Origin of the sequence: Streptomyces sp. NPDC101165 (assembly GCF_044768135.1) — a bacterium.
Classification (GTDB): domain Bacteria; phylum Actinomycetota; class Actinomycetes; order Streptomycetales; family Streptomycetaceae; genus Streptomyces.
The window spans coordinates 188604-214142 of record NZ_JBIWPG010000017.1; the positions used below are offsets into that span (position 1 = coordinate 188604).

A 25539-nucleotide genomic window follows, 5' to 3' on the forward strand; every position below is an offset into this window, starting at 1 on the left:
CGGATCACGTCGGCCGGGTGCAGCGTGGGCGGGGGCCCAGGGCCTTTCCCCCTGTGGAGACAGTCGGCAAGAACGGGGACCGCGGGAATGGAGCAGGCTCGGGCAGGTGAGTACGACGCGTTCGTGACGGCACGCTGGTCGGTGTTGTTCCATCTCGCGCGTCTGCTCACCGGAGGGGACCGGCATCGCGCCGAGGACCTGTTGCAGGAGTCCTTGGTCAAGCTGTGGTTCGTCTGGCCGAAGGTCGCCGACGAGGCGCCGGAGGCGTACGTGCGCAAGGTGCTGGCCCGGGCCGCGGCCCGCTCGGCCCGCCGGCGCTGGTGGGGCGAGCGGCCCGTCGAGGAGCTGCCCGAGGTCGCGGTGGCCGGCGACATGTCCGCGACCGTCGCCGAGCGCTCCCGGCTGGAGGCGGCGCTCGCCGAGCTGACGCCGCAGCAGCGGGCCGCCGTCGTCCTGCGCTACTACCAGGACCTGCCCGACCGGCAGGTCGCGGAGACCCTGGGCTGCCCGGTGGGCACAGCCCGGTCCCACGCCTCGCGCGGGGTGGCCCGGCTGCGCCGGCTCCTGGCCGACGTCATCGAGCCGGTGGGGTGAGGAAAGAAGCCATGGATCACTTCGAACGGCAGCTGACGCAGCTGATGCACAGCACCCAGGAGCACAGCCCCTTCGAGGCCAGGAACCAGGACCGGCTGTACGCGGGCGTGCGCACCCGGCGCCGGGTGCGGGCGGCGCGCCGGGCCGCCGGGTCCGTGCTGGCGGTCGCGGGGCTCGGCCTCGGCCTGTTCCTGTGGCCGCACACACCGACCACGGACCGGCCCAGCGCGCCCCACCCGCGGCCCGCCGTCAGCCCGACGCCCACCCCGAACACGTCCCCCTCGCCGGACGACTCGCCGAGCCCGCCGCCCAGTTCGACGGCGACCACCGGGACACCGAACCCCGGCGGAACCATGGAGACCTCCGTACCGCCCGCGACGTCGACGACCACCGACCCGGCCACCGACCCGCCGCCCACCGGCACGGCCACGGCGACTCCCACGGACCGGGACACGAACACCGCACCGCCGCCCACGGACACCGCGAACCCGGACGACTCGTCGGACGCCCCCTCCCAGGTGGCCAGCCCGACCGGATAACGCGCCGCCCTCCTCCGTCACTTCACCGCCGCGCGCTCCCTCAGTGCGCCTCACATTCAAGAACGTAAGGGACCTACGTGATAAATCTCCGCCCGCGTCGGGCCACACCGTCGAGGACTCCGCTGCCCCGGCGCGCCCCGCTGCCGACCGATCACGAGGAGCCCGTCCTGGACCTGGCCGTGCCGGTGTTCAACGAGGAGAAGGACCTGGAGCCGAACGTCCGGCGGCTGCACACGCACCTGTGCGACACGTTCCCCTACCCGTTCCGGATCACCGTCGCCGACAACGCCAGCACCGACCGCACCCCGGACATCGCGGCCCGGCTCGCGGAGGAGCTGGCCGAGGTGGAGTGCATACGGCTGCCCGAGAAGGGGCGCGGGCGGGCGCTGCGCGCGGCCTGGTCGGGCTCGCGGGCGCCCGTGCTGGCGTACACCGACGTGGACCTGTCCACCGGGCTCGCGGCGCTGCTGCCGCTGGTCGCACCGCTCATCTCGGGCCACTCCGACCTGGCCATCGGCACCCGCCTCGCACCCGGCGCCCGGGTGGTGCGCGGCCCCAAACGGGAGGTCATCTCCCGCTGCTACAACGTCCTGCTGCGCTGCACGCTGTCCGTGGGCTTCTCCGACGCGCAGTGCGGGTTCAAGGCGGTGCGGCGCGATGTCGCCGAGCGGCTGCTGCCGCTGGTGCGGGACGGGGAGTGGTTCTTCGACACCGAGCTGCTGGTGCTCGCCGAGCGGGCGGGCCTCAGGATCCACGAGGTGCCGGTGGACTGGGTGGACGATCCCGACAGCCGGGTCGACATCCTCGCCACGGCGCTGGCCGACCTGCGCGGGATCGCCCGGATGCGCCGCGCACCGGCCCGCCGCCGTACGGGATCGAGCGCCGCATGACCATGACCCTGGACCACATACCCGCGCCGGCCCCGGCCCGCCCGCCCGGCCCCCGCGAACGCCTGCGCGCCGCCGCCCGCCACCACGGCCCGGTCCTCGCCTTCTACGGCGCCCTGAAACTGGCCGGCTTCTGCTCCTTCATGTACCTGCTGGACTCGGCCGGCGACTTCCGCACCAAGCACCCGCGCTTCGGCGGCGGAGCGCACACCTGGGACGTCCTGGCCACCTGGGACGGCTGGTGGTACCAGCAGATCGCGCTGCACGGCTACGACCCGAAGCTCGTCCACATCCCCGGCGCCACCGGCCTGATCACCCTGGAGGGCAACTCGGCGGCGTTCTTCCCGCTGTACCCGGCGCTGATGCGGCTGACCTCGGCGGTCACCGGCCTGGGCCCGTTCGGCTCCGGCCTCCTGGTCTCGATCCTCGCCTCGTTCGTCGCAGCCCTCGGGATCTACGCGGTCGCCGACCGGTTCGGCGGCCGACGGGCCGGGTTCGCGGCGGCCGGGCTGTGGGCGGTCTGGCCCGGCTCCGGCGTGGAGTGGGCGGTCTACTCCGACTCCCTCTACGTCGCCCTCGCCGCCTGGGTCTGCTACGCGGTCATGACCCGCCGCTGGCTCACCGCCGGCGTCCTCACCTTCATGGCCGGCCTCAACCGCCCCACGGCCGCCGCGTTGATCGCCGCGCTCGCCGTCGCCGCGCTGTGCGCGCTGCGCGATCGCCGCGACGGCGTCCTGCGCCCGCTGCTCGCCATGGCCGTGGCCCCGCTCGGCCTGCTCGGCTACCTCGGCTGGGTGGGCCACCGGATGGGCGACTACGGCGGCTACTTCAAGCTCCAGTCGGGCGCGTGGGCGCACAGCTTCGACTACGGCAAGCAGACCTTCGACGTCCTGACGTCCGTCCCCGTGGGTCACTTCACCTACCTGTCCGCCTGGCCCTTCGCCGACGTGATCGGGGTCGGGGTCGTCCTGCTGGCGTTCGCCCTCCTCCCCCTCCTGCTGAGGCTGCGCCCACCGGCGGTGCTGGTCGTCCACACCGTCCTCACCCTCGCCCTGGTCCTCGGCAGCCAGCAGATCTTCGCCAACGTCTCCCGCTACCTGCTCCCCTGCTTCCCCCTGTTCATCCCCCTCGCCGTAGCCATGCGCCGCCTCAGCCTGCGCATGCAGTGCACCCTGTTCGGCATCGCCGCCCTGGCCTCCGGCTCGTACGCGGGGTACGCACTGTTCGAACTCGGAGTGCCGTAGGGCCCGGTCCCGTCTGTCGCACAGCTCCTGCGGGGCGAACCATCGCTGGGCGGCCGCTCGTCAGGGACGGGCCGGGCCCGTCCCGGGCCGGCCGGCCACGCCGACACACGCCTCGTTCCCCTCGGGGTCGGCCAGCACCCAGTTCGACGGCGCGTCGGCATCATTCACCAGGCGGCCACCGGCCGCGAGCGCTGCGGCCACCCGCGCCTCGGCCCGGTCGTACGGCACCCAGACATCGACGTGGACCCGGTTGCGCTGCGGGCGCGGCGCATCCATCTGCTGAAGGTAGAACGGCGCCCCGCGGCCGTGCGGGTCGATCAGGTCCTCGGGGCTGTTCGCGCGGTCCTGGTACCCGAGCAGGGCACGCCAGAAGGGCACCACGTCGGGACGGGCGAGGGCGTCGACGGTGACCTGGACGGTCTGCACGGCGGACGGATCGGCCGGGATGTCCAGTGTGCGGGCCACCGACGAGATCCGCCGGGCCAGCTCGATGTGCCGCTCGGTCAGACCGTACGAGTCGTCCGTGATCGTGATCAGCCGTACGGTCACGCCCTCGTGCCGCAGGTCGACGTCCGGAGGACCGTCCCCCACACCCGGCAACGCACCGATCGCCTGCACGAGCCGGGCGCCGGCCGCGAACGACCCGGTACGGAAGTACGCACACGCCCCCTCCCCCAGCACACGCCAGTCCTCCAGGCCGGGGGTCTCGTGAAACCGCTGCGGCCTGATGCGCTCGGCCCTGCCCTCTGCGTAGGTCATGAACTCAACCTAACCGGCAGGTCCGACAACGCAGTTCGACCGATCGGCGGCTACGCCAGGCTGTCCCGCCACGCCCGGTGCAGGTCCGCGAAGCGCCCCGTGCCCGCGATGAGTTCGTCGGGGTGACCGTCCTCGACGATGCGGCCGTGCTCCATGACCAGGACGCGGTCGGCGATCTCCACGGTGGAGAGGCGGTGGGCGATCACCACGGCGGTGCGGCCCCGCAGGACCGTCGACATCGCCCGCTGGACGGCCCGTTCGCCCGGGATGTCCAGGGAGCTGGTGGCCTCGTCCAGGATCAGGACCGCCGGGTCGGCGAGCAACGCGCGGGCGAAGGAGACCAGTTGGCGCTGCCCGGCCGAGATGCGCCCGCCGCGCTTGCGTACGTCGGTGTCGTACCCGTCGGGCAGTGCGCTGATGAACTCGTGCGCGCCGATCGCCTTCGCGGCCCGCTCTATCTCCTCGCGGGTGGCGTCGGGCCGGCCGATCGCGATGTTGTCCGCGACCGTGCCGGAGAACAGGAAGGCCTCCTGGGTCACCATGACCACCCCGCGCCGTAGTTCGGGCACGGCCAGCTCGCGCAGGTCGACGCCGTCCAGCAGCACCCGGCCGTCGGAGGGGTCGTAGAAGCGGGCGAGCAGCTTGGCCAGGGTCGACTTGCCCGCCCCGGTGGAGCCGACCACGGCGACGGTCTGCCCGGCCGGGAGGGTCAGGTCGAAGCGGGGCAGCACCTCGCCGCCGGTGCGGTAGGCGAAGCGGACCCCGTCGAAGACGACCTCCCGGCCCGGGAACTCGTCCCTCGCCGACGGGAGTTCACGGGGCGCCGACGGCTCCGGCACGGACGGCGTCTGCGCCAGCAGCCCGGCGATCTTCTCCAGGGAGGCCGCCGCCGACTGGTAGGAGTTCAGGAACATGCCGAGCCGGTCGATCGGGTCGTACAGCCGCCGCAGATACAGCACGGCCGCCGCCAGCACACCCAGCGCCAGCGAGCCGGACGCCACCCGGTAGGCACCCCACAGGACGATCGCGGCGACCGCCGTGTTGGCCACCAGGCGGGACCCGACCACGTACCGGGCCATCTCCAGCAGCGCGTTCCCGTTCGTCCGCTCGTGCCGCCTGTTGAGCCCGGCGAACTCGGCGTCGTTCGCGGCCTCCCGGCGGAACGCGCGCACCGGGCGGATGCCGTTCATCGTCTCCACGAACTTCACGATCACCGCCGCGATCGCCGTGGAACGCGCGCGGTACACCCGCCCCGCGCGCCGCTGGTAGACCCGGACGAGCAGGTACAGCGGCACGAAGGAGGCCACCGCGACCGTGCCGAGGCCGAGATCGAGCCACAGCAGCATCGCCGAGATGTAGACGAAGGACAGCACGACGGTCACCAGCTCCTGGAGCCCCTCGTTGAGGAGCTCGCGCAGCGACTCGACGTCCGTCGTGGAGCGGGAGATCAGCCGGCCCGAGGTGTACCGCTCGTGGAAGTCGACGCTCAGCGCCTGCGCGTGCCGGAAGATCCGGCCACGCAGGTCCAGCAGCACGTCCTGGCTCACCCGGGTGGAGACCTCGATGAACGCGAACTGCAGCCCGCCGGAGAGCAGCGCGCACAGCAGATAGCCGACGCCGACCGCGATGAGCGGACCGTGGTCGTGGTCCCGGAACGCCGGTACGGCGGTGTCGAGGGCGTACGCCACCAGCAGCGGGCCCGCCTGCACCGCCGCCTGCTGCAACAGCAGGAGGACGGTGGTGAGGGTGACCCGGGCCCTCATGGGTGCGAGCAGCGAGCGCAGGAGGGAGGCCGTAGCCCCGGGTGGAGTGGGCAGGACGTCCCGGTCGAAGGGATCGCCCGCGCCACCGGTGGCCTCGGGGCGGGGAAGTTCGTCGTCGTTGTCCGTGGCGGGGGCGGCGGTCGTGGTGGTGGTCATCGGAGGTCCCCTCGTTCCCCTTCTCGGACTTGTTCGCCTTGTTCGCCTTCTTCGCCTTCTTCGCCGGACATCAGGTGTGCGTACTCGGCGTTGGTGCGCAGCAGTTCCTGGTGCGTGCCGACGGCGGTGATCCGGCCCCCCGACAGCAGGGCGACCCGGTCGGCGAGCAGCACCGTGGACGGGCGGTGGGCCACGATCAGCGCGGTGGTGTCGGCGAGGACGTGCCGCAGCGCGGCCTCCACGGCGGCCTCCGTGTGCACGTCCAGGGCGGACAGCGGGTCGTCCAGCACGAGGAACTCCGGCCGGCCGACGACCGCGCGGGCCAGCGCGAGACGCTGGCGCTGACCACCGGACAGGCTCAGGCCCTGTTCGCCGACCTGGGTGCCGGTGCCCTGCGGGAGCGCGTGCGCGAACTCGGCCTGCGCCACGGCGAGGGCGCGGTCGAGGTCCGCCTCCGAGGCGTCGTCCCCGGCCCCCATGAGCACGTTCTCGCCGACGTCGGCCGAGAACAGCGTGGGTTCCTCGAAGGCCACGGCGACCTTGGCGCGCAGCTCCTCGCGGGACATCGCGGTGATGTCGACTCCGTCCAGGGTGATGTGCCCGGAGGTCAGCTCGTGCAGGCGGGGGATGAGGGCGGTGAGCGTCGTCTTTCCGCAGCCGGTGGCTCCGACCAGGGCCATGGACTCGCCGGGTCGGATGTGGAGGTCGATGTGGTCGAGGAGGGGTGGGGAGTCGGGGGGCGCGTCCGGGTAGCGGAACCGGACGTCGTCGAAGCGCAGTCCCCGCGCAGCGGCATCTCGCGGCGCCGAGCCGCGCGAGCCGCCCCCGGCCGACCCGTCTTCCGGCGCTTCGTCCATCACCTCGAAGTACCGCTCGGTCGCCGTCGCCGCCTCCTGGCTCATCGCCAGCAGGAAGCCGATCGAGTCCACCGGCCACCGCAGCGCGAGTGCCGTGCTCAGAAAGGCGACCAGTGTGCCCGCGGACAGGTCCCCGTCGGCCACCCGCACCGCGCCCAGCACCAGCGCCGCCCCGATCGCCACCTCGGGAAGCGTGACGATGACGCCCCAGATGGTGGCCAGCAGCCGCGCCTTGCGCAGCTCCGTGTCGCGCAGTCTGCCCGACAGCTCCCGGAACGCCCGTGCCTGGCTGCGGTGCCGGCCGAAGCCCTTGATGATGCGGATGCCGAGCACGCTCTCCTCGACCATCGTCGTCAGGTCCCCGACCTGGTCCTGGGCGCGCCGCGCCACCTCGGCGTAGCGCCGCTCGAAGACCACACAGGTCCACATGACCGGGACGGCCGGCCCGAGGATGACCAGCCCGAGCACCCAGTCCTGCATCAGCATGATCACCACGCCGACGAGGATCGTCACTCCGTTGACCAGCAGGAAGGTCAGCGGGAAGGCGAGGAACATGCGCAGCAGCATCAGGTCGGTGGTGCCCCGGGAGAGCAACTGGCCGGACGCCCAGTGGTCGTGGAAGGACACGGGCAGCCGCTGCAGACGGCCGTACAGGCCCGCCCGCATCTCCGCCTCGACGTGCGACAGCGGCCGGGCCACCAGCCAGCGCCGTATGCCGAACAGGACGGCCTCGGCGAGGCCGAGCAGCAGCAGGTACAGCGCGCCGAGCCACACCCCGGCCGGATCCCGGTCGGCGACCGGTCCGTCGACCAGCCACTTCAGGACGAGCGGGATCACCAGTCCGGTACAGGAGGCGACGACCGCGACGAACGCGGCCGTGAACAGCCGGGCCCGCACGGGGCGGACGTACGGCCACAGTCGCAGAAGGGTGCGTACGGCGGAGCGGTCCTGGGTGGTTGCACGTGTCGTGGGCATCATCGCGAGCCTACGGATCCGCACTGACATCGCCCACCGAGTTTTGGCCGGACCCACATCCGTCCCTGGTCCTACGACCTGGGGGTTCCCCCTGCTCGAGCGAAGCCGACAGCTTGGGGGAACGTTCGAGGCGTCGTACAAGGGAGTCGAGGAGCCGCGCACAGGGGGTCGTAGCCCGCCATCAACCGATCGGACGATGCCGCTTCGAGCGCGACGGCCGATGTGCCGGACCCCGCCCGCACGGGACTCTCGACGCATGCCACCCGTCATCGAAGTCACCGATCTGCGCAAGTCCTACGGCGGCCGCGCCGTCGTGGACGGCGTCTCCTTCGCCGTCGAGGAGGGCGAGATCTTCGGCATCCTCGGCCCCAACGGCGCCGGCAAGACCACCACCGTCGAGTGCGTCGAGGGGCTGCGCGTCCCGGACGCCGGGCGGGTCCGGGTCACCGGCCTCGATCCCGTCGCCGACCACGGGCAGGTCGCGAAGGTCCTCGGCGCCCAGCTCCAGCAGAGCGAACTCCAGCCCAAGCTCACCGTGCGGGAGGCGCTGGAGCTGTACGCGTCCTTCTACCCGCGCCCCGCCGACTGGCGGACGCCGGCCGAACGGCTGGGGCTGACCCCGAAGCTGGACACTCGCTTCGCCAAGCTCTCCGGAGGACAGCAGCAGCGCCTGTTCATCGCACTGGCCCTGATCGGCGACCCCCGGATCGTCGTCCTGGACGAGCTGACCACCGGCCTCGACCCGCGGGCCCGCCGCGACACCTGGCAGCTCATCGAGGACGTCCGCGCGAGCGGGGTCACCGTGCTGCTCGTCACCCACTTCATGGAGGAGGCGCAGCGGCTGTGCGACCGGATCGCGGTGATCGACAAGGGCCGGGTCGCGGCGCTGGACACGCCGGCCGGGCTGATCCGCCGCTCGGCGGGCGCGACCGTCATCAGCTTCACCCCGTCCGCCCCGCTGGACGAGCGTGAACTGACCGCCCTGCCGGCGCTCGCCTCGTTCGAGCACCGGGACGGCCGGATCACCCTCTCCGGCACCGACGAGACCGTCAACGCCGTCATCACCCTGCTCGCCCGCCACCGCGTCACCGCCCATCAGCTGCGCGTCCTCGACGCCACCCTCGACGACGCGTTCCTGGACCTGACGAAGGAGGCCACGGCATGAACACCGCCGTCCTGCGCACCGAGTTCCGCCTGTTCCGCCGGGAACCCGGCGCCGTCTTCTGGATTTTCCTGTTCCCGACGCTGCTCCTGGTCATCCTCGGTTCGATCCCGTCGTTCCGGGAGGCCGACAAGTCCCTGGGCGGGCTGCGGCCGGTCGACGCCTACGTCCCCATCGCCGTCCTGATCGCCCTGATCATGTCCGGGGTGCAGTCGCTCCCCCAGGCCCTGACCGGCCACCGGGAGCGGGGCATCCTGCGCCGGATGCGGCTCACCCCCGTACGGCCCTCCGCCCTGCTGTCCGCGCAGATGGTCGTGCAGGGCACGGTGGCGCTGGCCTCGGCGCTGCTCGCGCTCGTCGTCGGCCGGCTCGCCTTCGGCGTACGGCTGCCCGAGCAGCCGGCCGGCTATCTGCTGGCCCTGCTGCTCGCCGCCGGGGCGGCCCTCGCCCTCGGCTCCGTCGTCTCGGCGCTGTCCCGCACCACGAAGATCGCGAGCGCGACCGGCTCGGCGGTGTTCTTCCCGATGATGTTCTGCGCGGGTGTGTGGCTGCCGGTGCAGGCGATGCCGCACACGCTGGCGCGGGTGGTGCAGCTGACCCCGTTCGGCGCGGCGGCCCGCGCCCTGGGCGAGGCGGCGGCCGGACACTGGCCCGGGTGGGGGCACCTGGGCGTGCTCGCGGCCTGGACGGTGCTGCTGACGGCGGCGGCCGCACGCTGGTTCCGCTGGGAGTGAGCGAGCCGTGCCGGACACTGATGCCATGACGACCGCCACGCAGCACCAGCCCCGGGCCTCCTTCGACACATGGGGACCCTGGGCGCTGCTGGCCGCCGGTGTCGTCGCGGGGACGATCTCCGCCCACCTGATCGGCATGGACCGCTCCGAACTGGTCGTCACGGGAGTGCTCGTGGCCGCGAGCGTCGTGCTGCAGGCGGTCTGGGGGAGGGTGAAACGCAGGCGGCCGGGTCCGAGCCGCACCGGTGCCGGCCTCTATCTGCTGCGCTGGGCCATCGGCTTCGTGCTGACCTGGATCAACCCGTTCTTCGCCTTCTACGCCGTGACCGGCTACTACACCGCCGTCCGTGAGCTGCCCCGCCGCCTGGTGCTTCCCGGTCTCTTCCTGACCGCCGTCACCATGTCCGGCAGCGAGATCGGCGGTATGCCGCCGCACGGGCTGGTCCTGTGGTTCGGCTTCTTCCTGGTCCTGGGCGTCAACGTCGGCATGGTCAGTGTGTTCACCCGCTACGCCGTGCAGGAGCAGGCCCGATCCGAGGTCCAGACCGACACCATCGCCGAACTGGAGCGCACCAACACGGCGTTGCAGCAGGCCCTCGACGAGAATGCCGCCCTGCACGCCCAACTCCTCGTCCAGGCAAGGGAGGCCGGGGTCGCCGACGAACGCCGGCGGCTCGCCGCCGAGATCCACGACACCCTCGCCCAGGGGCTGACCGGCATCATCGCCCAGCTCCAGGTCGTCGCGAACGCACCCGACCTGGCGACGGCCCGGACGCATCTGGATCGGGCCTCCGCGCTGGCCCGGCACAGCCTCGGCGAGGCCCGCCGCTCGGTGCACAACCTCGCCCCGGTCGCCCTGGCCCGCGACGGGCTGCCGGATGCCCTGAAGAAGACGGTCGCCGAATGGGGTGAACACACCGGCATTCGCGCCGAGTTCACCGTCACCGGTGACGCCGAGCAGCTGCACGACGAGGTCTCGGCGACCCTTCTGCGCATCTCCCAGGAGGCCCTGTCCAACACCTCACGCCACGCGCGCGCCACCCGCGCCGGCGTCACCCTGTCCTTCCTGGGCGACGAGGTCATCCTGGACATCCGCGACGACGGCCGCGGCTTCGACCCGCTCGCCGTCCCCGCACGCACCCGTTCCGGCGGCTTCGGCCTCGACGGCATGCGCGCCCGCGCCGAACGCATCGCGGGCTCCCTCGCGGTGGAGTCCGAGCCCGGTCACGGCACGGCGCTGTCGGCCCGCGTACCGTTGGTCCGCCATGACCAGTGACACGGGTATCTCTCTGCTGATCGTCGACGACCATCCCGTCGTACGGGACGGCCTGCGCGGCATGTTCGAGTCCGCAGCCGGCTTCACCGTGCTCGGCGAGGCGACCAACGGCGTCGAGGCCCTCGAACGGGCGGCCGCGCTCGACCCGGACGTCATCCTCATGGACCTGCGGATGCCGGGCGGCGGCGGGGTCGACGCGATCGCCGAACTGACCCGGCGCAACGCCCGTGCCAAGGTCCTGGTACTGACGACGTACGACACCGACTCCGACACCCTCCCGGCGATCGAGGCGGGCGCCACCGGCTACCTCCTCAAGGACGCCCCGCGCGACGAGCTGTTCACCGCGGTCCGGGCCGCCGCGGAGGGCCGCACGGTCCTGTCCCCCGCCGTCGCCTCCCGTCTGGTCCACGCCGTCCGCGCCCCCGGCAACGAGCCCCTCTCCACCCGCGAGCGCGAGGTCCTGGCCCTGGTCGCCAAGGGCATGTCCAACCGCGAGACAGCCCGCGAACTGTTCATCAGTGAGGCGACGGTCAAGACCCATCTCACGCATCTGTACGTCAAGTTGGGCGTGAAGGACCGGGCTGCGGCGGTGGCGGTGGCCTACGACCGGGGAATCCTGGGCTGAGGCGTCCACCGAGCGGGGCGGGTGTCCGTCACCGGGCGTCGCGCAGCCGAAGAAGGTACGCCGCAGTCAGCGAGACGGCACGGTCCTCGTCGTGCGAAAGCTCCACGAGGGCACGTGACGCCCTCGTCCCCGGGATGCCCGCCAGCGCCTGGGTCAGCCGCCCGCGTGCCGGCGCCTCGGTGGTGTCGTGGGCGAGGCGGTTGCAGAGCATGGTCGCGATCCGGTCCGCCGTCGCGGTGTCGCTCGCCAGCACGCTCAGCGCATCGGCTGCATCGGTGTCGTTCCTTCCCTCCACGATCATGTCGACGAGCGTCGGGATCGCAGCGGCCACACCACGTGTGCCGAGCGCCAGAGCCGCATACCCGCGTACCACGACGTCGGGGTTCGCGAGGGCATCCCGCAGCTGCGCGGTGGCTTCACCACCGGGCAGCTCGGCGAGGGACCGAACGGCACGCTCCCGCACCGCGGCCACCGGTGAGCCGAGGCCCTCCGCCAGCAGTGCCGGGCCGCCGTCGCCCGATCGCGCCAGCGCCCATCGAAGGGCCCCGGCGACGTTCGGCTCCGTCTCGCTGAGCGTCGCCTCGACCAGGGCCTCCACCGGCACCGGAACCGTATCGACCGAGGAGAGGGCCGCGCGCTGGCGCACGTCGGCGTTCTTCGATCCCAGTGCCTGGAGGAGCGCGACCACCTGGAGGACGTCCTCCCAGCCGGCGGGTTCCGCGGCATGGATCCGGCTCAGCCGCGTGAGCAGGTCGGTCTCGGCCGCGATGCGGTCGCGCGTCTGACGGATGAGGTCGTCGACGAGTGCCGAGGGCGTGAAGCCGGGATCGTCGAGCGCACGTCCGATCTCACGCAGCGACAGTCCCAGCGACCGCAGGCTCTCGATGTGGAAGATCCGCCGGATGTCCTCGCCGGAGTACTCCCGGTATCCGGAGCCGGTACGACCCGAAGGGCGCACCAGACCGAGCGACTCGTAATGCCGGAGCATGCGGGCACTGACCCCGGACCGTCGCGCCACCTCACCGATCAACACGCCCTATCGTCCCTCCCGGCCGGACCCGCCGAGGGCCACGACGCGCTTCGCCTCCTCGACCGCGAACTCGAATCCGGCGTCCGGGTCGCGCAGGAGCCGTTGGGTGGCGAGCGCGTGCGTGCGCGTGCGCGGGTCCGGGGCCGTCGTCGCGTCACGAAGAGCCGGCACGATCACTTCACCCAGCGCGACCAGTGCCCGGCTGAGACTCAGCCGCGTCTCCCGCTCACCGCGCCCGAGCTGCGTCGCCAACACCGCGGCCAACTCGGGCTCCTCGCCCTCCGGAACGAGCACGACCGCGGCGCGCCAGGCGCTTCGTGCCACCTCGTCGTCGGCGTCGGACAGGAGTGTCCGGGTGATCGCCGGCCACGCCCGCCCGTCCCCGATCTTGGACAGCGTGTGCAGCGCCTGGCTCCGCGCCTGCGCACGCTCCGAGCGGACTTCGCGGAGCAGTGCGGGAAGCGTCACGGACACCGGGTGGCGGGTGAGCGCCCAGGTCAGCATGTCGCGGACGAAGAACTCGGGCTCGATCGCGCCTCGCTCGACGAGCTTGTCGACGAAGCGCGGGTCAGGCGTCGTGCTGGCCGCCAGAGCAGTCCGCAGTCGCACGGACGAACGGCCGTCCCCCAACCCCTTCAGCACTCGTACCGCATCCGTATCGTGTCTCATGATCGTCATCGAGACCACCTCCCTGGCGGGCAGTGAAGACCCTGTCACCGTGTCAAGGTCAAACAGGGCTCGCTGCGCGAGCACCTGAGACGGCGTCTTATTCGATGGAGCAACCATCCTTACGCTGAGTACGTTCGACGTCTCCGGTCAGGACCGCTGTTCCGGTGGGTTTCGAACGGAACGGGGGATGGATGATCGACGCGTACGCGGATCCGGGCACACCCGACATTCGGGGCGGGTGGCACTACCTGGGCTGGCTGGTGTTGCGTCAGCCGGTGCGGTCGTTGGTCGGGGCGTTGCTGGGCAGTGCCTGGATGGTGCTGATGGCGGCGCAGCCGTACATGATGGCGCGGGCCGTGGACGACGGGCTGGTGCCGGGGCGGTTGGGGGTGCTCGCCTGGTGGACCGCCGCGATGTTCGGGGTCGGGGCGCTGAACGCCTGGCTGAGCATCATGCGGCACCGCACGATGACCCGGGTGCGGATGGATGCCAACTTCCGTACGGTCAAGCTGGTCGTCGGGCACGCGGCCCGGCTGGGGGCGGTGCTGTCGCGCCGGGCCGGGGCCGGGGAGGTCGTCACCATCGGGGTCGGTGACGTGGCGACCCTCGCGCAGGCGCTGACGGTGGTCGGGCCCGGGGTGGGCTCGATCGTGGTGTATGTCGTCGTGGCGGGGCTGCTGCTGGCCATCTCGGCGCCGCTCGCCGCCGTGGTGCTGCTCGGGGTTCCGGTGATCGCGCTGCTCACCGGGCCGCTGACGCTGCGGCTGCAGGGCGCGGAGAGCGAGTACCGGGAGCGGCAGGGCGTGCTGACGGCGCGCATCGGCGACCTCGCGGGCGGGCTGCGTGTCCTCAACGGGCTCGGCGGCAAGGGGCTGTTCTCGGACGCCTTCCGGAAGGACTCGCAGCGGCTGCGCGCGCAGGGCTATCGGGTGGGCGCGGTGGCGAGCTGGGTGCAGGCGCTCGGGGTCGGGCTGCCGACGTTGTTCCTGGCCGTGGTGACCTGGCTGGCGGCCCGGCTGGCGGCCGAGAAGTCCATCAGCGTGGGCGAGTTGGTGGCGGTGTACGGCTATGTGGCGGTGCTGATCGGACCGGTGGCGTTCTTCGTGCAGATGGCCTACGAGCTGAACCGGGGCGTGGTGGCCGCCCGCCGGGTCGTACGGCTGCTGCGGCTGGAACCCGAGCCGGACACGGGCACGCTGGCCGCACCGGACGGGCCGGCCGAGCTGTGCGATCCGGCGTCCGGGGTGCGGGTGGCGCCGGGCCGGCTGGTGGCGCTGGCCGCCGTCCGGCCCGCGGAGGCCGCCGCCGTGGTCGACCGCCTGGGCCGGTACGGGCCCACCGAGGCGACCTGGGGCGGGGTACGGCTGGACGCGGTACCGCTGACCGACGTACGGGACCGGATCCTGGTCGCCGACAACGAGGCGGACCTGTTCGCCGGGCCGCTGAGGGAGGTCGTGGCCGCCGAGCACCAGGCCGAGGACGCCGCGCTGCGCCGGGCGGTGTACGCGGCCGCCGCCGAGGATGTCGTACGAGGGCTGCCGGACGGGCTGGACTCGGCTGTGACCGGGCAGGGGCGCAGCCTCTCCGGTGGGCAGCGGCAGCGGATCCGGCTGGTGCGGGCGCTGCTCGCCGACCCCGAGGTGCTGCTGGCCGTCGAGCCGACCTCGGCGCTGGACGCGCACACGGAGGCCACGGTCGCCGAGCGGCTGCGGGCGGCGCGGGAGGGCCGTACGACGGTGGTGGTGAGCACGTCGCCGCTGGTGCTGGACCGCGTGGACACGGTGCTGTTCCTGGCCGACGGCAAGGTGACGGCGAGCGGCCCGCATCAGCGGCTGCTCGTCTCCGAGCCCGGGTATCGGGCGCTGGTGGCGCGAGACACCGATGACGCTGCTGACACTGCTGACACTGCTGACACCGCCGAGGAGGCCGTACGGTGACGACGACGGACACGGGGCTGTTGCCGGTCGCGGACCGGGCCGGGGTGCGGCGGGCCACCGGGCGACTGCTGCGGGCCGACCGGCGGGCGTTCGCCGTCGCGCTGGCGCTCAACGCGCTGTCGGCCGGGGCGGGGCTCGCCGGGCCGTGGCTGGTCGGGCGGATCGTCGACGAGGTGCGGGCGGGACACGGGGTCGGGGCGGTGGACCGGCTGGCGCTGTGGATCCTGCTCTGCTCGCTGGCCCAGCTGCTGCTGGCGCGCTGGGCACGGTACGTGGGGCACCGGTTCGGTGAGCGGACGCTGGCCCGGGTGCGCGAGGAGTACGTCGACCGGGTGCTGGCGCTGCCCGCCTCGGCGGTGGAGCGGGCCGGCACCGGTGACCTGACCGCGCGCGGTACGGCCGACGTGGCGACCGTCGGCACCACGCTGCGGGACGTCGGACCGGAGCTGCTGGTGTGCATCGTGCAGGCGCTGTTCGTGCTCGGCGCGGTGTTCGCGCTCGACCCGGTGCTGGGGCTGTTCGGTGTGCTGGGTCTGACCCCGATCTGGCTGGCGCTGCGCTGGTATCTGCGCCGGGCGCGGGACGGTTACCTCGCCGAGGGCGCGGCCACCTCGGAGGTCGCCGAGATCGTCGCGGCGACCGCGACCGGGGCGCGGACGGTCGAGGCGTTCCGGCTCCGGCGGCGGCGGATCACGGCGAACCGGGACGCGCTGGAGAAGTCCCGCCGGACCCGCTTCTACACCCTCCGTCTGCGGTCGGTGTTCTTCCCCGCGGTCGAGGTGACCTACAGCGTCCCGGTGGTGGGTGTGCTGCTGCTCGGCGGGTGGCTGCACGAGCGGGGTGCGGTGGGCGTCGGGGCGGTGGTGGCCGCGGCGCTGTACCTGCGGCAGTTCACCGAGCCGCTGGACCAGATCCTGATGCGGGTGGAGCAACTGCAGAGCAGCGGTGCCTCGTTCGCGCGGGTGGAGGGGCTGGCGCAGGCTCCCCGGGCGGAGGCGGAGGGCGGCTGTCCGGAGCCGGCGGACGACCGGATCGACGTGCGCGGGGTGCGGTACGCGTACGAGCGGGGCGGTGAGGTGCTGCGCGGGGTGGACCTGACGGTACGTCCCGGTGAACGCCTCGCCGTGGTGGGCCCGTCGGGTGCCGGCAAGACCACGCTCAGCAGGCTCCTCGCGGGCATCGACACGCCCGGAGCGGGCACGGTGACGGTGGGCGGGGTGCCGATCGCGTCCCTGGAACCGGAACGCCTGCGCCGTCAGGTCGTGCTGGTCACCCAGGAGCACCACGTCTTCCTCGGCACGGTCCGCGACAACCTCCTGATCGCGGAACCCACCGCCACGGACACCGACTTGTGGGCGGCGCTGAAGGCAGTGGGCGCAGACGACTGGGTCCGCGCCCTGCCGTCCTCCCTGGACACTCCCCTCGGCCCGAACGGCCACCCCACCGACGGCTCCCAGGCCCAGCAACTCGCCCTGGCCCGGGTCGTGCTGGCCGACCCGCACACTCTCATCCTCGACGAGGCGACGGCCCTCCTCGACCCCACCACGGCCCGGCACACCGAGCGCGCCCTGGCCGCGGTCCTGGAGTCCCGCACGGTCATCGCCATCGCCCACCGCCTCCACACGGCCCACGACGCGGACCGCGTCGCGGTCATGGAAAACGGCCATCTCACCGAACTGGGCACCCACGACGAACTGGTGGCCGCGAAGGGGGCGTACGCGGCCCTGTGGCGAACCTGGCACGGGGACGCGGTCCCCGAGGACTAGTCCATTTCTGCGGTTCAACCGGCGCAGCGTCCAAGCCAGTTGCCCGGTGAGACCAACCCGGCCAACAGTCCGCATATCGAACATGAACATCCGGTCAACGGACCATTTCCAGCCAAGTTTCTGACGCGGTCCTGACAGATGCCGTGATCCCCTGCCACTCTTCCCACGGCCGACTCACAGCAACCCCACAGTTCCCCATGCTCGCGTGAGCCGGCTCTGCACCTGCACGTGGTTCCGCGTAACGCCCTGTTCTGCCCGGACGTCCCAACCCACCGTCCGGTCTCCCCTGGCCGCGCGACCCGCGGTCATGCAGAAGGAGTCAGTGTTGAGTAGCACCTCTCGCAGACGCACCTCCCACACAGCGCACCGCCGCACCGCCACCGTCGCCCTCGCGGGTGTCGCCGCCCTGATCGCCGCGGCCGTCCAGTCCGGCGCCGCGAGCGCCACCCCGGCGAAGCCGCAGGCCGGCAAGGTCAACCCCGCCCATGTGGCCCTCAAGCTCACGCCCTCGCAGCGCACCGAGCTGATCCGGCACGCGGACGCCGAGAAGGCTTCCACAGCGCGGTCCATAGGCCTCGGGGCCAAGGAGAAGCTGGTCGTCCACGACGTCGTCAAGGACGCCGACGGGACTGTGCACACCCGCTACGAGCGGACCTACGCGGGTCTGCCGGTGCTGGGCGGCGACCTCGTCGTCGAGACCGCCAAGTCCGGCGCCACGAAGTCCGTCATCAAGGCCGACAACGCCTCGCTGAAGGTCGCCGGCCTCACCCCGGCCGTGTCGAAGGCCTCGGTCGAGAAGCAGGCCGTGCAGCGGGCCAAGGCCCTCGGGGGCAGCAAGTCGGCCGCGGACAGCGTGCGCAAGGTGATCTGGGCCGGCAGCGGCACGCCCGTTCTCGCGTACGAGACCGTCGTCGGCGGGCTCCAGGACGACGGCACCCCGAACCAGCTGCACGTCGTCACCGACGCCGCCACCGGCAAGAAGCTCTTCGAGTACCAGGGCATCAGGACCGGCGTCGGCAACACGCAGTACAGCGGCCAGGTGACGCTGACCACGACCCAGTCGGGGTCGAACTACACGCTGACCGACGGGGCCCGCGGCGGCCACAAGACGTACAACCTCAACCACGGCACCTCGGGCACCGGCACCCTGTTCTCCCAGACCAGCGACACCTGGGGCAACGGCACCACGTCCAACGCCGCCACCGCGGGCGCGGACGCCCACTACGGGGCCGCGGTCACCTGGGACTTCTACAAGAACACCTTCGGCCGCAGCGGCATCAAGAACAACGGTGTCGGCGCCTACTCCCGCGTCCACTACGGCAACGCGTACGTGAACGCCTTCTGGGACGACAGCTGCTTCTGCATGACCTACGGCGACGGCTCCGCCAACGCCGACCCGCTGACCTCCCTCGACGTCGCGGGCCACGAGATGAGCCACGGTGTCACCTCCAACACCGCCGGCCTCAACTACAGCGGTGAGTCCGGCGGCCTGAACGAGGCCACCTCCGACATCATGGGCACCGGCGTGGAGTTCTACGCCAACAACAGCTCGGACGTCGGCGACTACCTCATCGGCGAGAAGATCGACATCAACGGCGACGGCACCCCGCTGCGCTACATGGACAAGCCCAGCAAGGACGGCGCGTCCAAGGACAGCTGGTACTCGGGGATCGGGTCCATCGACGTGCACTACTCGTCGGGCCCCGCGAACCACTTCTTCTACCTGCTGAGCGAGGGCAGCGGCACCAAGGTCATCAACGGTGTCACCTACAACTCGCCCACCGCGGACGGCCTTCCGGTCACCGGCATCGGCCGCGACAAGGCGCTGCAGATCTGGTACCGGGCGCTGACCACCAAGTGGACCTCCACCACCAACTACGCGGGCGCCCGCACCGGCACGCTCGCGGCGGCCGGCGAGCTGTACGGCACCACCAGCGCCGAGTACAAGGCGGTGCAGGACGCCTGGGCGGGCGTGGCGGTCGGTTCGCGCTCCGGTGGCGGCGGGGGCGGCGGAACCTCGTACGAGAACACCTCGCCGGTGTCGATCCCGGACAACGGACCGGCGGTCACCTCGAACATCACCGTCTCCGGCAGGAGCGGAAACGCGCCGAGCAACCTCTCGGTGAGCGTGGACATCACGCACACCTGGCGCGGTGACCTGGTGATCGACCTGGTCGGTCCGTCGGGCACCTCGTACCGCCTGAAGAACTTCTCGTCCTCCGACTCGGCGGACAACGTCGCGGAGACCTACACGGTCAACGCCTCCTCCGAATCGGCCAATGGGACCTGGAAGTTGAAGGTCCAGGACCAGGCCGCACAGGACGTCGGCAAGATCAACAGCTGGAAGCTGACGTTCCCGTAAACCACACCCCACCAGCACCGGAACAGGGCGTCGCCCGGGGGTTCGATCCCCTCGGGCGGCGCCCGTTTTACATTCCTGAAACGTTCATCAGACAGTCGATTTTCGGCCAACATCACTTAGGGGTCCTGACATGTACGCGCCCCTGATGTCACTCTCTCTCCACCCGCCGCAGCAGCACAGCAACTTCCCAACGCCACACACTCCGGCCAGTAACCCCACACTGCCCGGACTCCCCCACGAGAAGGAGCTTCTGTGAGCCCCCTCTACGCGCGTCACAAGCGCACCACTCTGGCCATCGCCACCGCTGTCGCGGCCGGAGCCCTGCTCTCCACCGGTCTGACCACCAGTGCCAGTGCCCAGACCCCGGCCGAGGCCGCCGCCGCCAAGACCCTGGCCGCCGCCCCGACCGCGCTGTCCGCCGCTGCCCGTACCACCCTGATCCAGCAGGCGCAGGACGACGCGACCGAGACCGCGCAGCACATAGGCCTCGGCGCCAAGGAGAAGCTGGTCGTCAAGGACGTCGTCAAGGACGTCGACGGCACCGTCCACACCCGCTACGAGCGCACCTACGCCGGCCTGCCGGTGCTCGGCGGCGACCTGGTCGTCCACACCGCCAAGTCGGGCAAGGCCGAGGGCGTCACCAAGGCGAACAAGTCCGCCATCAAGGTGGCCTCGCTCAAGCCGCAGATCTCCGCCGCCAAGGCCGAGAAGCAGGCGCTGAGCGCCGCGAAGACCCTCGGCTCCGCCAAGACCGCCGCGGACGGCGCCCGCAAGGTGATCTGGGCCGGCTCCGGCAAGCCCGTCCTCGCCTTCGAGACGATCGTCGGCGGCCTGCAGGACGACGGCACCCCGAACCAGCTGCACGTCATCACCGACGCCGCCACCGGCAAGAAGCTCTTCGAGTACCAGGGCATCGAGAACGCGACCGGCACCGGCAAGAGCCTCTACTCCGGCACGGTCAGCCTGAACACCACGCTGTCGGGTTCGACGTACCAGCTGTACGACACCACGCGTGGCGGCCACAAGACGTACAACAAGAAGCACACCACCACCTCGTCCGCGGGCACGCTGTTCACCGACGCGGACAACACGTGGGGCACCGGCTCGGCCTCCAGCTCCACCACCGACCAGACCGCGGCCGTCGACGCCGCCTACGGCGCGCAGGTGACCTGGGACTTCTACAAGAACACCTTCGGCCGCAGCGGCATCAAGAACGACGGCACCGCCGCCTACTCCCGCGTGCACTACGGCAACCAGTACGTCAACGCGTTCTGGGACGACAGCTGCTTCTGCATGACGTACGGCGACGGCGCGGGCAACGTCGACCCGCTCACCTCGCTGGACGTGGCCGGCCACGAGATGAGCCACGGTGTCACCGCGAACACCGCCGGCCTGGACTACTCGGGCGAGTCCGGCGGTCTGAACGAGGCCACCTCGGACATCTTCGGCACGGGTGTGGAGTTCTACGCGAACAACGCCTCGGACCCCGGTGACTACCTCATCGGCGAGAAGATCGACATCAACGGCGACGGCACCCCGCTGCGCTACATGGACAAGCCCAGCAAGGACGGCGGCTCGGCGGACTCCTGGTCCTCCTCGGTCGGCAACCTGGACGTCCACTACTCGTCCGGTGTCGCGAACCACTTCTTCTACCTGCTGTCCGAGGGCAGCGGTTCGAAGACGATCAACGGCGTGAGCTACAACTCGCCGACGTCCAACGGCTCCACGGTCACCGGCATCGGCCGCGCCAAGGCGCTGCAGATCTGGTACAAGGCGCTGACGACGTACATGACGTCGACGACGAACTACAAGGGCGCCCGCACGGCGACCCTGAGCGCGGCGTCGGCCCTGTACGGCTCCACCAGCACCGAGTACAAGACGGTGGCGGCGGCCTGGTCGGCGGTCAACGTCAGCTAGTCACACCCCACGTGAGGTAGGGCGGTACCCGGGCGGAAGGCGTCCCGGGTACCGCCCTACCCTTGTGTCCCATGTCCTCGGCGCCCTTCACCTACGAGCCGGTCGGCGCGACCCGCGACGACCTGACCTTCTGCCCGCCCGGCTACCACCCGCTACTCGAACGCACCCGTATCGGCGAGGGCCCTGAGGTCTTCCGCCGGGCCGCCGAGGCGGTCCTGACCTGGGAGATGCACCGCTCCATGCGCGTGGGCATCGACGCCACCGCCGACCGTGCGGCCCCCGACGTCGACGTCACGGTCACCCTGGCCGGCCTCATCAAGGCCCCCTGCCGCATCGTCTGGACCGTCGAGGAGCCCCGCCGCGCCGGCTGGGCCTACGGCACCCTGGAAGGCCACCCCGAGTGCGGCGAGGAGGCCTTCGTGGTCGACCGCACCGGCGACGGCACCGTCTGGCTGACGGTGGCCGCCTTCAGCCGCGCCGAGAAGTGGTACGCCCGCGCGGGCGGGGCCGCGACGCGCGGGCTGCAGCACGCCTACGCCCGCAGGTGCGGCAAGGTGCTGAGGGAGCTGGCCACCCGGGGCCTCGAGGACTGACGCTCACCGCATCAGCACCCCCGCCCTCTCCACCGCCTCCTCCGACGGCACGGACACCAGGCCCAGCTCCGCGCCGGAGGCGAGCAGGCGGTGGGCCGGCAGGATGCGGATCGTGTAGCCGTAGGGGCCGGTGCGGTCCAGGGAGAGCGGGCCCTCGTAGACGCGACGGCCCTCCAGGTCCGGGGCGCCGGTCGCCTTCAGCGGCACCACCGTGGCGTCCGTGATGCGGTCCTGCGCGTCGACCCGGCCGGAGATCACCTGCACCTCCACGTCGTCCGGCCCGAGGTCGCCGAGCCCCACCCGCACCCGCAGCCCCACGGTCGAGCCCAGTTCCGCGGTGGCCGTCGTGGCCGTCGTCTCCACGTGGTCGACGCTCACGCGGGGCCAGGCGGCCCGCACCCTGGCCTTCCAGACCGCCAGTTCACGCGCCGTGTCCCCGGTCAGCGCGCGGTGCGACTGGGCGGCGGGCGTGTACAGGCGGTCGACGTACTCGCGGACCATCCGGCCCGCCAGCACCTTCGGGCCCAGCAGGGTGAGGGTCTGGCGAACCATGTCGATCCAGCGGTCGGGCAGCCCGCCCCGGCCGCGCTCGTAGAAGCGCGGGGTGACCCGCTGTTCGAGGAGGTCGTACAGGGCCGCGGCCTCGATGTCGTCACGGCGGTCCGGGTCGGTGCCTGCGCCGTCGGCGGTCGGGACGGCCCAGCCGAAGTCCGGCTGGAACCACTCGTCCCACCAGCCGTCCAACACCGAGAGGTTGAGGCAGCCGTTGAGCGCGGCCTTCATCCCGGAGGTGCCGCAGGCCTCCAGCGGGCGCAGCGGGTTGTTCAGCCAGACGTCGCAGCCGGGGTAGAGCTTCTGCGCCATCGCCATGCCGTAGTCGGGCAGGAAGACGATCCGGTGCCGTACGCGCGGGTCGTCGGCGAACCGCACCAGCTCCTGCACCAGCCGCTTGCCGCCGTCGTCCGCCGGATGCGCCTTGCCCGCGACGACGATCTGGATCGGCCGCTCCGGGTGCAGCAGCAGCTCCATCAGCCGGTCCCGGTCGCGCAGCATCAGGGTGAGCCGCTTGTACGACGGCACACGCCGCGCGAACCCGATCGTCAGCACCCCGGGGTCGAGCACGCCGTCGATCCAGCCCAGCTCCGCGTCCCCGGCACCGCGCTGCCGCCAGGAGGCGCGCAGCCGCTCCCGTACCTCCAGCACCAGCTGTTCACGCAAGGTGCGGCGCAGCTCCCAGACCTCCTGGTCCGCGATGTCCGCGACCGAGTCCCAGCGCTCGGAGCCGCCGACGCTCAGCGCGTCCTCGGCCCGCTGGGCGCCGATCTCCCGGGCGCCGAGCCGGAGCACCTCGGGGGCGACCCAGGTCGGGGCGTGCACCCCGTTGGTCACGGAGGTGATCGGCACCTCCTCGGGGTCGAATCCCGGCCACAGCCCCGCGAACATCTCCCGGCTGACCTGCCCGTGCAGCAGCGAGACCCCGTTCGCCCGCTGGGCCAGCCGAAGCCCCATCACGGCCATGTTGAACAGGTTCGGCTCGCCGCCCGGGTAGGTCTCCATGCCGAGGGCCAGAATCCGCTGCACGTCGATGCGCGGGAGTTCGGCGTCCGCCCCGAAGTGCCGGGCGACCAGCTCCCGGTCGAACCGGTCGATCCCGGCCGGGACGGGGGTGTGCGTGGTGAACACGGTGCCGCCGCGCACGGCCTCCAGCGCCGAGTCGAAGTCGAGTCCCCGGTCGCACAGTTCGGCGATCCGCTCCAGCCCCAGGAAGCCGGCGTGTCCCTCGTTGGTGTGGAACACCTCGGGCTCCGGGTGCCCGGTGAGCCGGCAGTACGTCCGCACGGCCCGGACACCCCCTATCCCCAGCAGCATCTCCTGCAGCAGCCGGTGCTCGCTGCCGCCGCCGTACAGCCGGTCGGTCACCCCGCGTTCGCCGAGGTCGTTGTCCTCCACGTCCGAGTCGAGCATCAGCAGCGGCACCCGGCCCACCTGGGCCAGCCAGATCCGGGCGTGCAGCGCCCGGCCGCCGGGCAGCGCGAGGGAGACCCGGGCGGGGCTGCCGTCGGCCTCCTTCAGCAGGCCGACGGGCAGCTCGTGGGGGTCGAGCACCGGGTAGTGCTCCTGCTGCCAGCCGTCCCGGGACAGGGTCTGGCGGAAGTACCCGTGCCGGTACAGCAGGCCGACACCGATCAGCGGGACCCCGAGGTCGCTGGCCGCCTTGAGATGGTCGCCGGCGAGGATGCCGAGGCCGCCGGAGTACTGGGGGAGCGCGGCCGTGATGCCGAACTCGGGCGAGAAGTAGGCGACGGCGGCGGGCAGCCCGTCGTCCTGCTGCTGGTACCAGCGGTCGCCGGTCACATAGTCGTTGAGGTCGTCGACGGCCGCGCGCAGTCGGCGCAGGAACCGCCGGTCCCCGGCCAGCTCGGTGAGCCGGGCCGGGCGCACCCCGCCCAGCAACCGCACCGGGTCGCCCTCGGCGACGGCCCAGCGTTCGGGGTCGACGGACTGGAACAGATCGCGCGTTTCCACATGCCAGGACCAGCGCAGATTGCGCGCCAGGTCGCTCAACGGCCGGAGGGGTTCGGGGAGAACGGGACGGACGGTGAACCGACGGATCGCCTTCACATTCCACCTCGGACGCGTTACGGGGTGAGACGCACGGCGCCGTACGTCTCGTCGTCAGGGTCGACGTTAGTGGTTACCGGGGCGTCGGTGGGGACGTAGCGGGCGCGGGTGTCGGGGCGCGGCGGGGGCGTAATGGCCATCCTGGCGGGAAACCGGAAAAGGGGCCGGTCTTGTGCGTAGACGTACGCGTGAGTAGTTAACAAAGTGCCGGATTGCCCACCCGAATAGGGTGGGAAGGCTCCTCCGGTACGTCCCACAGCAGCACCACGTCTCACCTGCAGGACCCACCTCCCCACAGCCATCCGCCCACACCCACGTTGAAGCGGACAGGAGCGGTCATGCCCGCCACGCACCACTCGTCAGCACCCTCGACACCCAGCAAGGCGGCCGGAAGGAAAACTTCTGGCAAGAAAACCGGAAAGCCCGCCGAGGAACTCCTCGAGGAGGCTCCGGCCCCGCCCCCTCAGCAGCGTCCCGCCCCGTCCGAGCCGACCATTCTCGGCCGAATTCCCGTCCTCGACGTGCGCCCGGTGGTCCAGCACGGGCGCAGGCCCGCCAAGGCGGTGGCCGGTGAGTCGTTCGAGGTGTCGGCCACCGTGTTCCGGGAGGGCCACGACGCCGTCGCCGCGAACGTCGTCCTGCGGGACCCCGAGGGCCGCCCGGGGCCCTGGACCCCGATGCGTGAACTCGCCCCGGGCACCGATCGCCTGGGCGCCACCGTCACCCCGGACGAGCCCGGCCGCTGGACCTACACGGTCGAGGCCTGGTCGGACCCGATCGGCACCTGGCGGCACCACGCGCAGATCAAGATCCCGGCGGGCATCGACACCGGCCTGGTCCTGGAGGAGGGCGCACGGCTGTACGAGCGGGCGGCCGCCGGAGTCCCCGAGCAGGAGCGGGACCTGGTCCTGGCGGCCGCAGCCGCGCTGCGGGACGAGGACCGCCCGGCCGCCTGGCGGCTCGCGGCGGCTCTGGCTCCCGAGGTGGAGGCGGTGTTGTCCCGCCATCCGGTGCGGGAGTTGGTGACCGCGTCGGACGCGATGCCGCTGCTCGTGGAGCGGGAGCGGGCCCT

Annotated in this window: 19 protein-coding genes and 1 pseudogene; 14 read left to right on the plus strand and 6 right to left on the minus strand. The window is 71.9% G+C overall.

Going from position 1 to position 25539, the window contains the following annotated elements:
• Positions 1–87: 87 nt before the first annotated feature.
• The 4 genes and pseudogenes from ACIRVH_RS32595 to ACIRVH_RS32610 all read left to right on the plus strand — a co-directional run bounded on the left by ACIRVH_RS32595 (position 88) and on the right by ACIRVH_RS32610 (position 3264).
• Entirely contained in the window at positions 88–594 is a 507-nt protein-coding gene (locus ACIRVH_RS32595; RefSeq protein WP_403960666.1) for a SigE family RNA polymerase sigma factor, read from the plus strand.
• Positions 595–605: 11 nt separating this feature from the next.
• A complete protein-coding gene (locus tag ACIRVH_RS32600; RefSeq protein WP_403960669.1) occupies positions 606–1133 on the plus strand; it encodes a hypothetical protein in 528 nt (175 codons plus the stop codon).
• Between the two features lie 122 nt (positions 1134–1255).
• Positions 1256–2011, plus strand: a pseudogene (locus ACIRVH_RS32605) (dolichyl-phosphate beta-glucosyltransferase); the annotation flags it as partial.
• An 8-nt stretch (positions 2012–2019) separates the two neighbouring features.
• Positions 2020–3264: a hypothetical protein gene (locus ACIRVH_RS32610; RefSeq protein ID WP_403960672.1), complete on the plus strand. Its 1245-nt coding sequence runs from the start codon at positions 2020–2022 to the stop codon at positions 3262–3264.
• Between the two features lie 60 nt (positions 3265–3324).
• On the opposite strand, the gene ACIRVH_RS32615 is transcribed toward ACIRVH_RS32610, so the two are convergent.
• Genes ACIRVH_RS32615 through ACIRVH_RS32625 form a run of 3 tightly spaced genes read right to left on the minus strand, consistent with a single transcriptional unit; the run spans position 3325 to position 7774 of the window.
• Positions 3325–4023: a VOC family protein gene (locus tag ACIRVH_RS32615; RefSeq protein WP_403960675.1), complete on the minus strand. Its 699-nt coding sequence runs from the start codon at positions 4021–4023 to the stop codon at positions 3325–3327.
• 50 nt (positions 4024–4073) lie between these two features.
• Positions 4074–5942 (minus strand): ABC transporter ATP-binding protein, encoded by a 1869-nt coding sequence (locus ACIRVH_RS32620; protein ID WP_403960678.1) that lies wholly within the window; start codon positions 5940–5942, stop codon positions 4074–4076.
• Complete coding sequence (locus ACIRVH_RS32625) at positions 5939–7774, minus strand: ABC transporter ATP-binding protein (RefSeq protein WP_403960681.1); 1836 nt, start codon at positions 7772–7774, stop codon at positions 5939–5941. The genes ACIRVH_RS32620 and ACIRVH_RS32625 overlap by 4 nt, the downstream gene beginning before the upstream one ends.
• Positions 7775–8030: 256 nt before the next feature.
• Here ACIRVH_RS32625 and ACIRVH_RS32630 point away from each other — a divergent pair, with 256 nt between their 5' ends.
• Genes ACIRVH_RS32630 through ACIRVH_RS32645 form a run of 4 tightly spaced genes read left to right on the plus strand, consistent with a single transcriptional unit; the run spans position 8031 to position 11571 of the window.
• Entirely contained in the window at positions 8031–8939 is a 909-nt protein-coding gene (locus ACIRVH_RS32630; protein WP_403960684.1) for an ABC transporter ATP-binding protein, read from the plus strand.
• The gene (locus ACIRVH_RS32635; protein ID WP_403960686.1) at positions 8936–9670 is read left to right on the plus strand and encodes an ABC transporter permease; all 735 of its coding nucleotides are present in this window, start codon (positions 8936–8938) and stop codon (positions 9668–9670) included. The genes ACIRVH_RS32630 and ACIRVH_RS32635 overlap by 4 nt, the downstream gene beginning before the upstream one ends.
• A 25-nt stretch (positions 9671–9695) precedes the next feature.
• Positions 9696–10946, plus strand: a complete 1251-nt coding sequence (locus tag ACIRVH_RS32640) for a sensor histidine kinase (protein WP_403960688.1) — start codon at positions 9696–9698, stop codon at positions 10944–10946.
• The gene (locus tag ACIRVH_RS32645; RefSeq protein ID WP_403960690.1) at positions 10936–11571 is read left to right on the plus strand and encodes a response regulator; all 636 of its coding nucleotides are present in this window, start codon (positions 10936–10938) and stop codon (positions 11569–11571) included. Before ACIRVH_RS32640 ends, ACIRVH_RS32645 begins: the two co-directional genes overlap by 11 nt.
• 28 nt (positions 11572–11599) lie before the next feature.
• Here the strand turns inward: ACIRVH_RS32645 and ACIRVH_RS32650 are convergent, their stop codons facing one another.
• Complete coding sequence (locus ACIRVH_RS32650; RefSeq protein WP_403960693.1) at positions 11600–12604, minus strand: MerR family transcriptional regulator; 1005 nt, start codon at positions 12602–12604, stop codon at positions 11600–11602.
• A gap of 3 nt (positions 12605–12607) precedes the next feature.
• Positions 12608–13279, minus strand: a complete 672-nt coding sequence (locus tag ACIRVH_RS32655) for a HEAT repeat domain-containing protein (RefSeq protein ID WP_403960696.1) — start codon at positions 13277–13279, stop codon at positions 12608–12610.
• A gap of 182 nt (positions 13280–13461) precedes the next feature.
• On the opposite strand from ACIRVH_RS32655, the gene ACIRVH_RS32660 reads away from it, so the two are divergent.
• The 5 genes from ACIRVH_RS32660 (at position 13462) to ACIRVH_RS32680 (ending at position 21845) form a co-directional block, all read left to right on the plus strand.
• Positions 13462–15207: an ABC transporter ATP-binding protein gene (locus ACIRVH_RS32660; RefSeq protein ID WP_403960698.1), complete on the plus strand. Its 1746-nt coding sequence runs from the start codon at positions 13462–13464 to the stop codon at positions 15205–15207.
• Entirely contained in the window at positions 15204–16973 is a 1770-nt protein-coding gene (locus ACIRVH_RS32665; protein ID WP_403960701.1) for an ABC transporter ATP-binding protein, read from the plus strand. The genes ACIRVH_RS32660 and ACIRVH_RS32665 overlap by 4 nt, the downstream gene beginning before the upstream one ends.
• Positions 16974–17295: 322 nt before the next feature.
• Complete coding sequence (locus tag ACIRVH_RS32670; RefSeq protein WP_403960704.1) at positions 17296–19335, plus strand: M4 family metallopeptidase; 2040 nt, start codon at positions 17296–17298, stop codon at positions 19333–19335.
• A 252-nt stretch (positions 19336–19587) separates the two neighbouring features.
• Positions 19588–21252, plus strand: coding sequence for a M4 family metallopeptidase (locus ACIRVH_RS32675; protein ID WP_403960706.1), 1665 nt, complete (start codon positions 19588–19590; stop codon positions 21250–21252).
• 71 nt (positions 21253–21323) lie between these two features.
• Positions 21324–21845 carry a DUF1990 domain-containing protein gene (locus tag ACIRVH_RS32680; RefSeq protein WP_403960709.1) on the plus strand — a complete coding sequence of 174 codons (522 nt, stop codon included), beginning with the start codon at positions 21324–21326 and terminating at the stop codon, positions 21843–21845.
• Positions 21846–21848: 3 nt separating this feature from the next.
• Here the strand turns inward: ACIRVH_RS32680 and glgP are convergent, their stop codons facing one another.
• On the minus strand, positions 21849–24467 hold the full coding sequence (gene glgP / locus ACIRVH_RS32685; RefSeq protein ID WP_403960712.1) for an alpha-glucan family phosphorylase: 2619 nt from the start codon (positions 24465–24467) through the stop codon (positions 21849–21851).
• Between the two features lie 338 nt (positions 24468–24805).
• Here glgP and ACIRVH_RS32690 point away from each other — a divergent pair.
• Positions 24806–25539, plus strand: a 734-nt coding sequence (locus ACIRVH_RS32690; RefSeq protein ID WP_403960716.1) for a maltotransferase domain-containing protein, incomplete at its 3' end; no start/stop codon positions are given.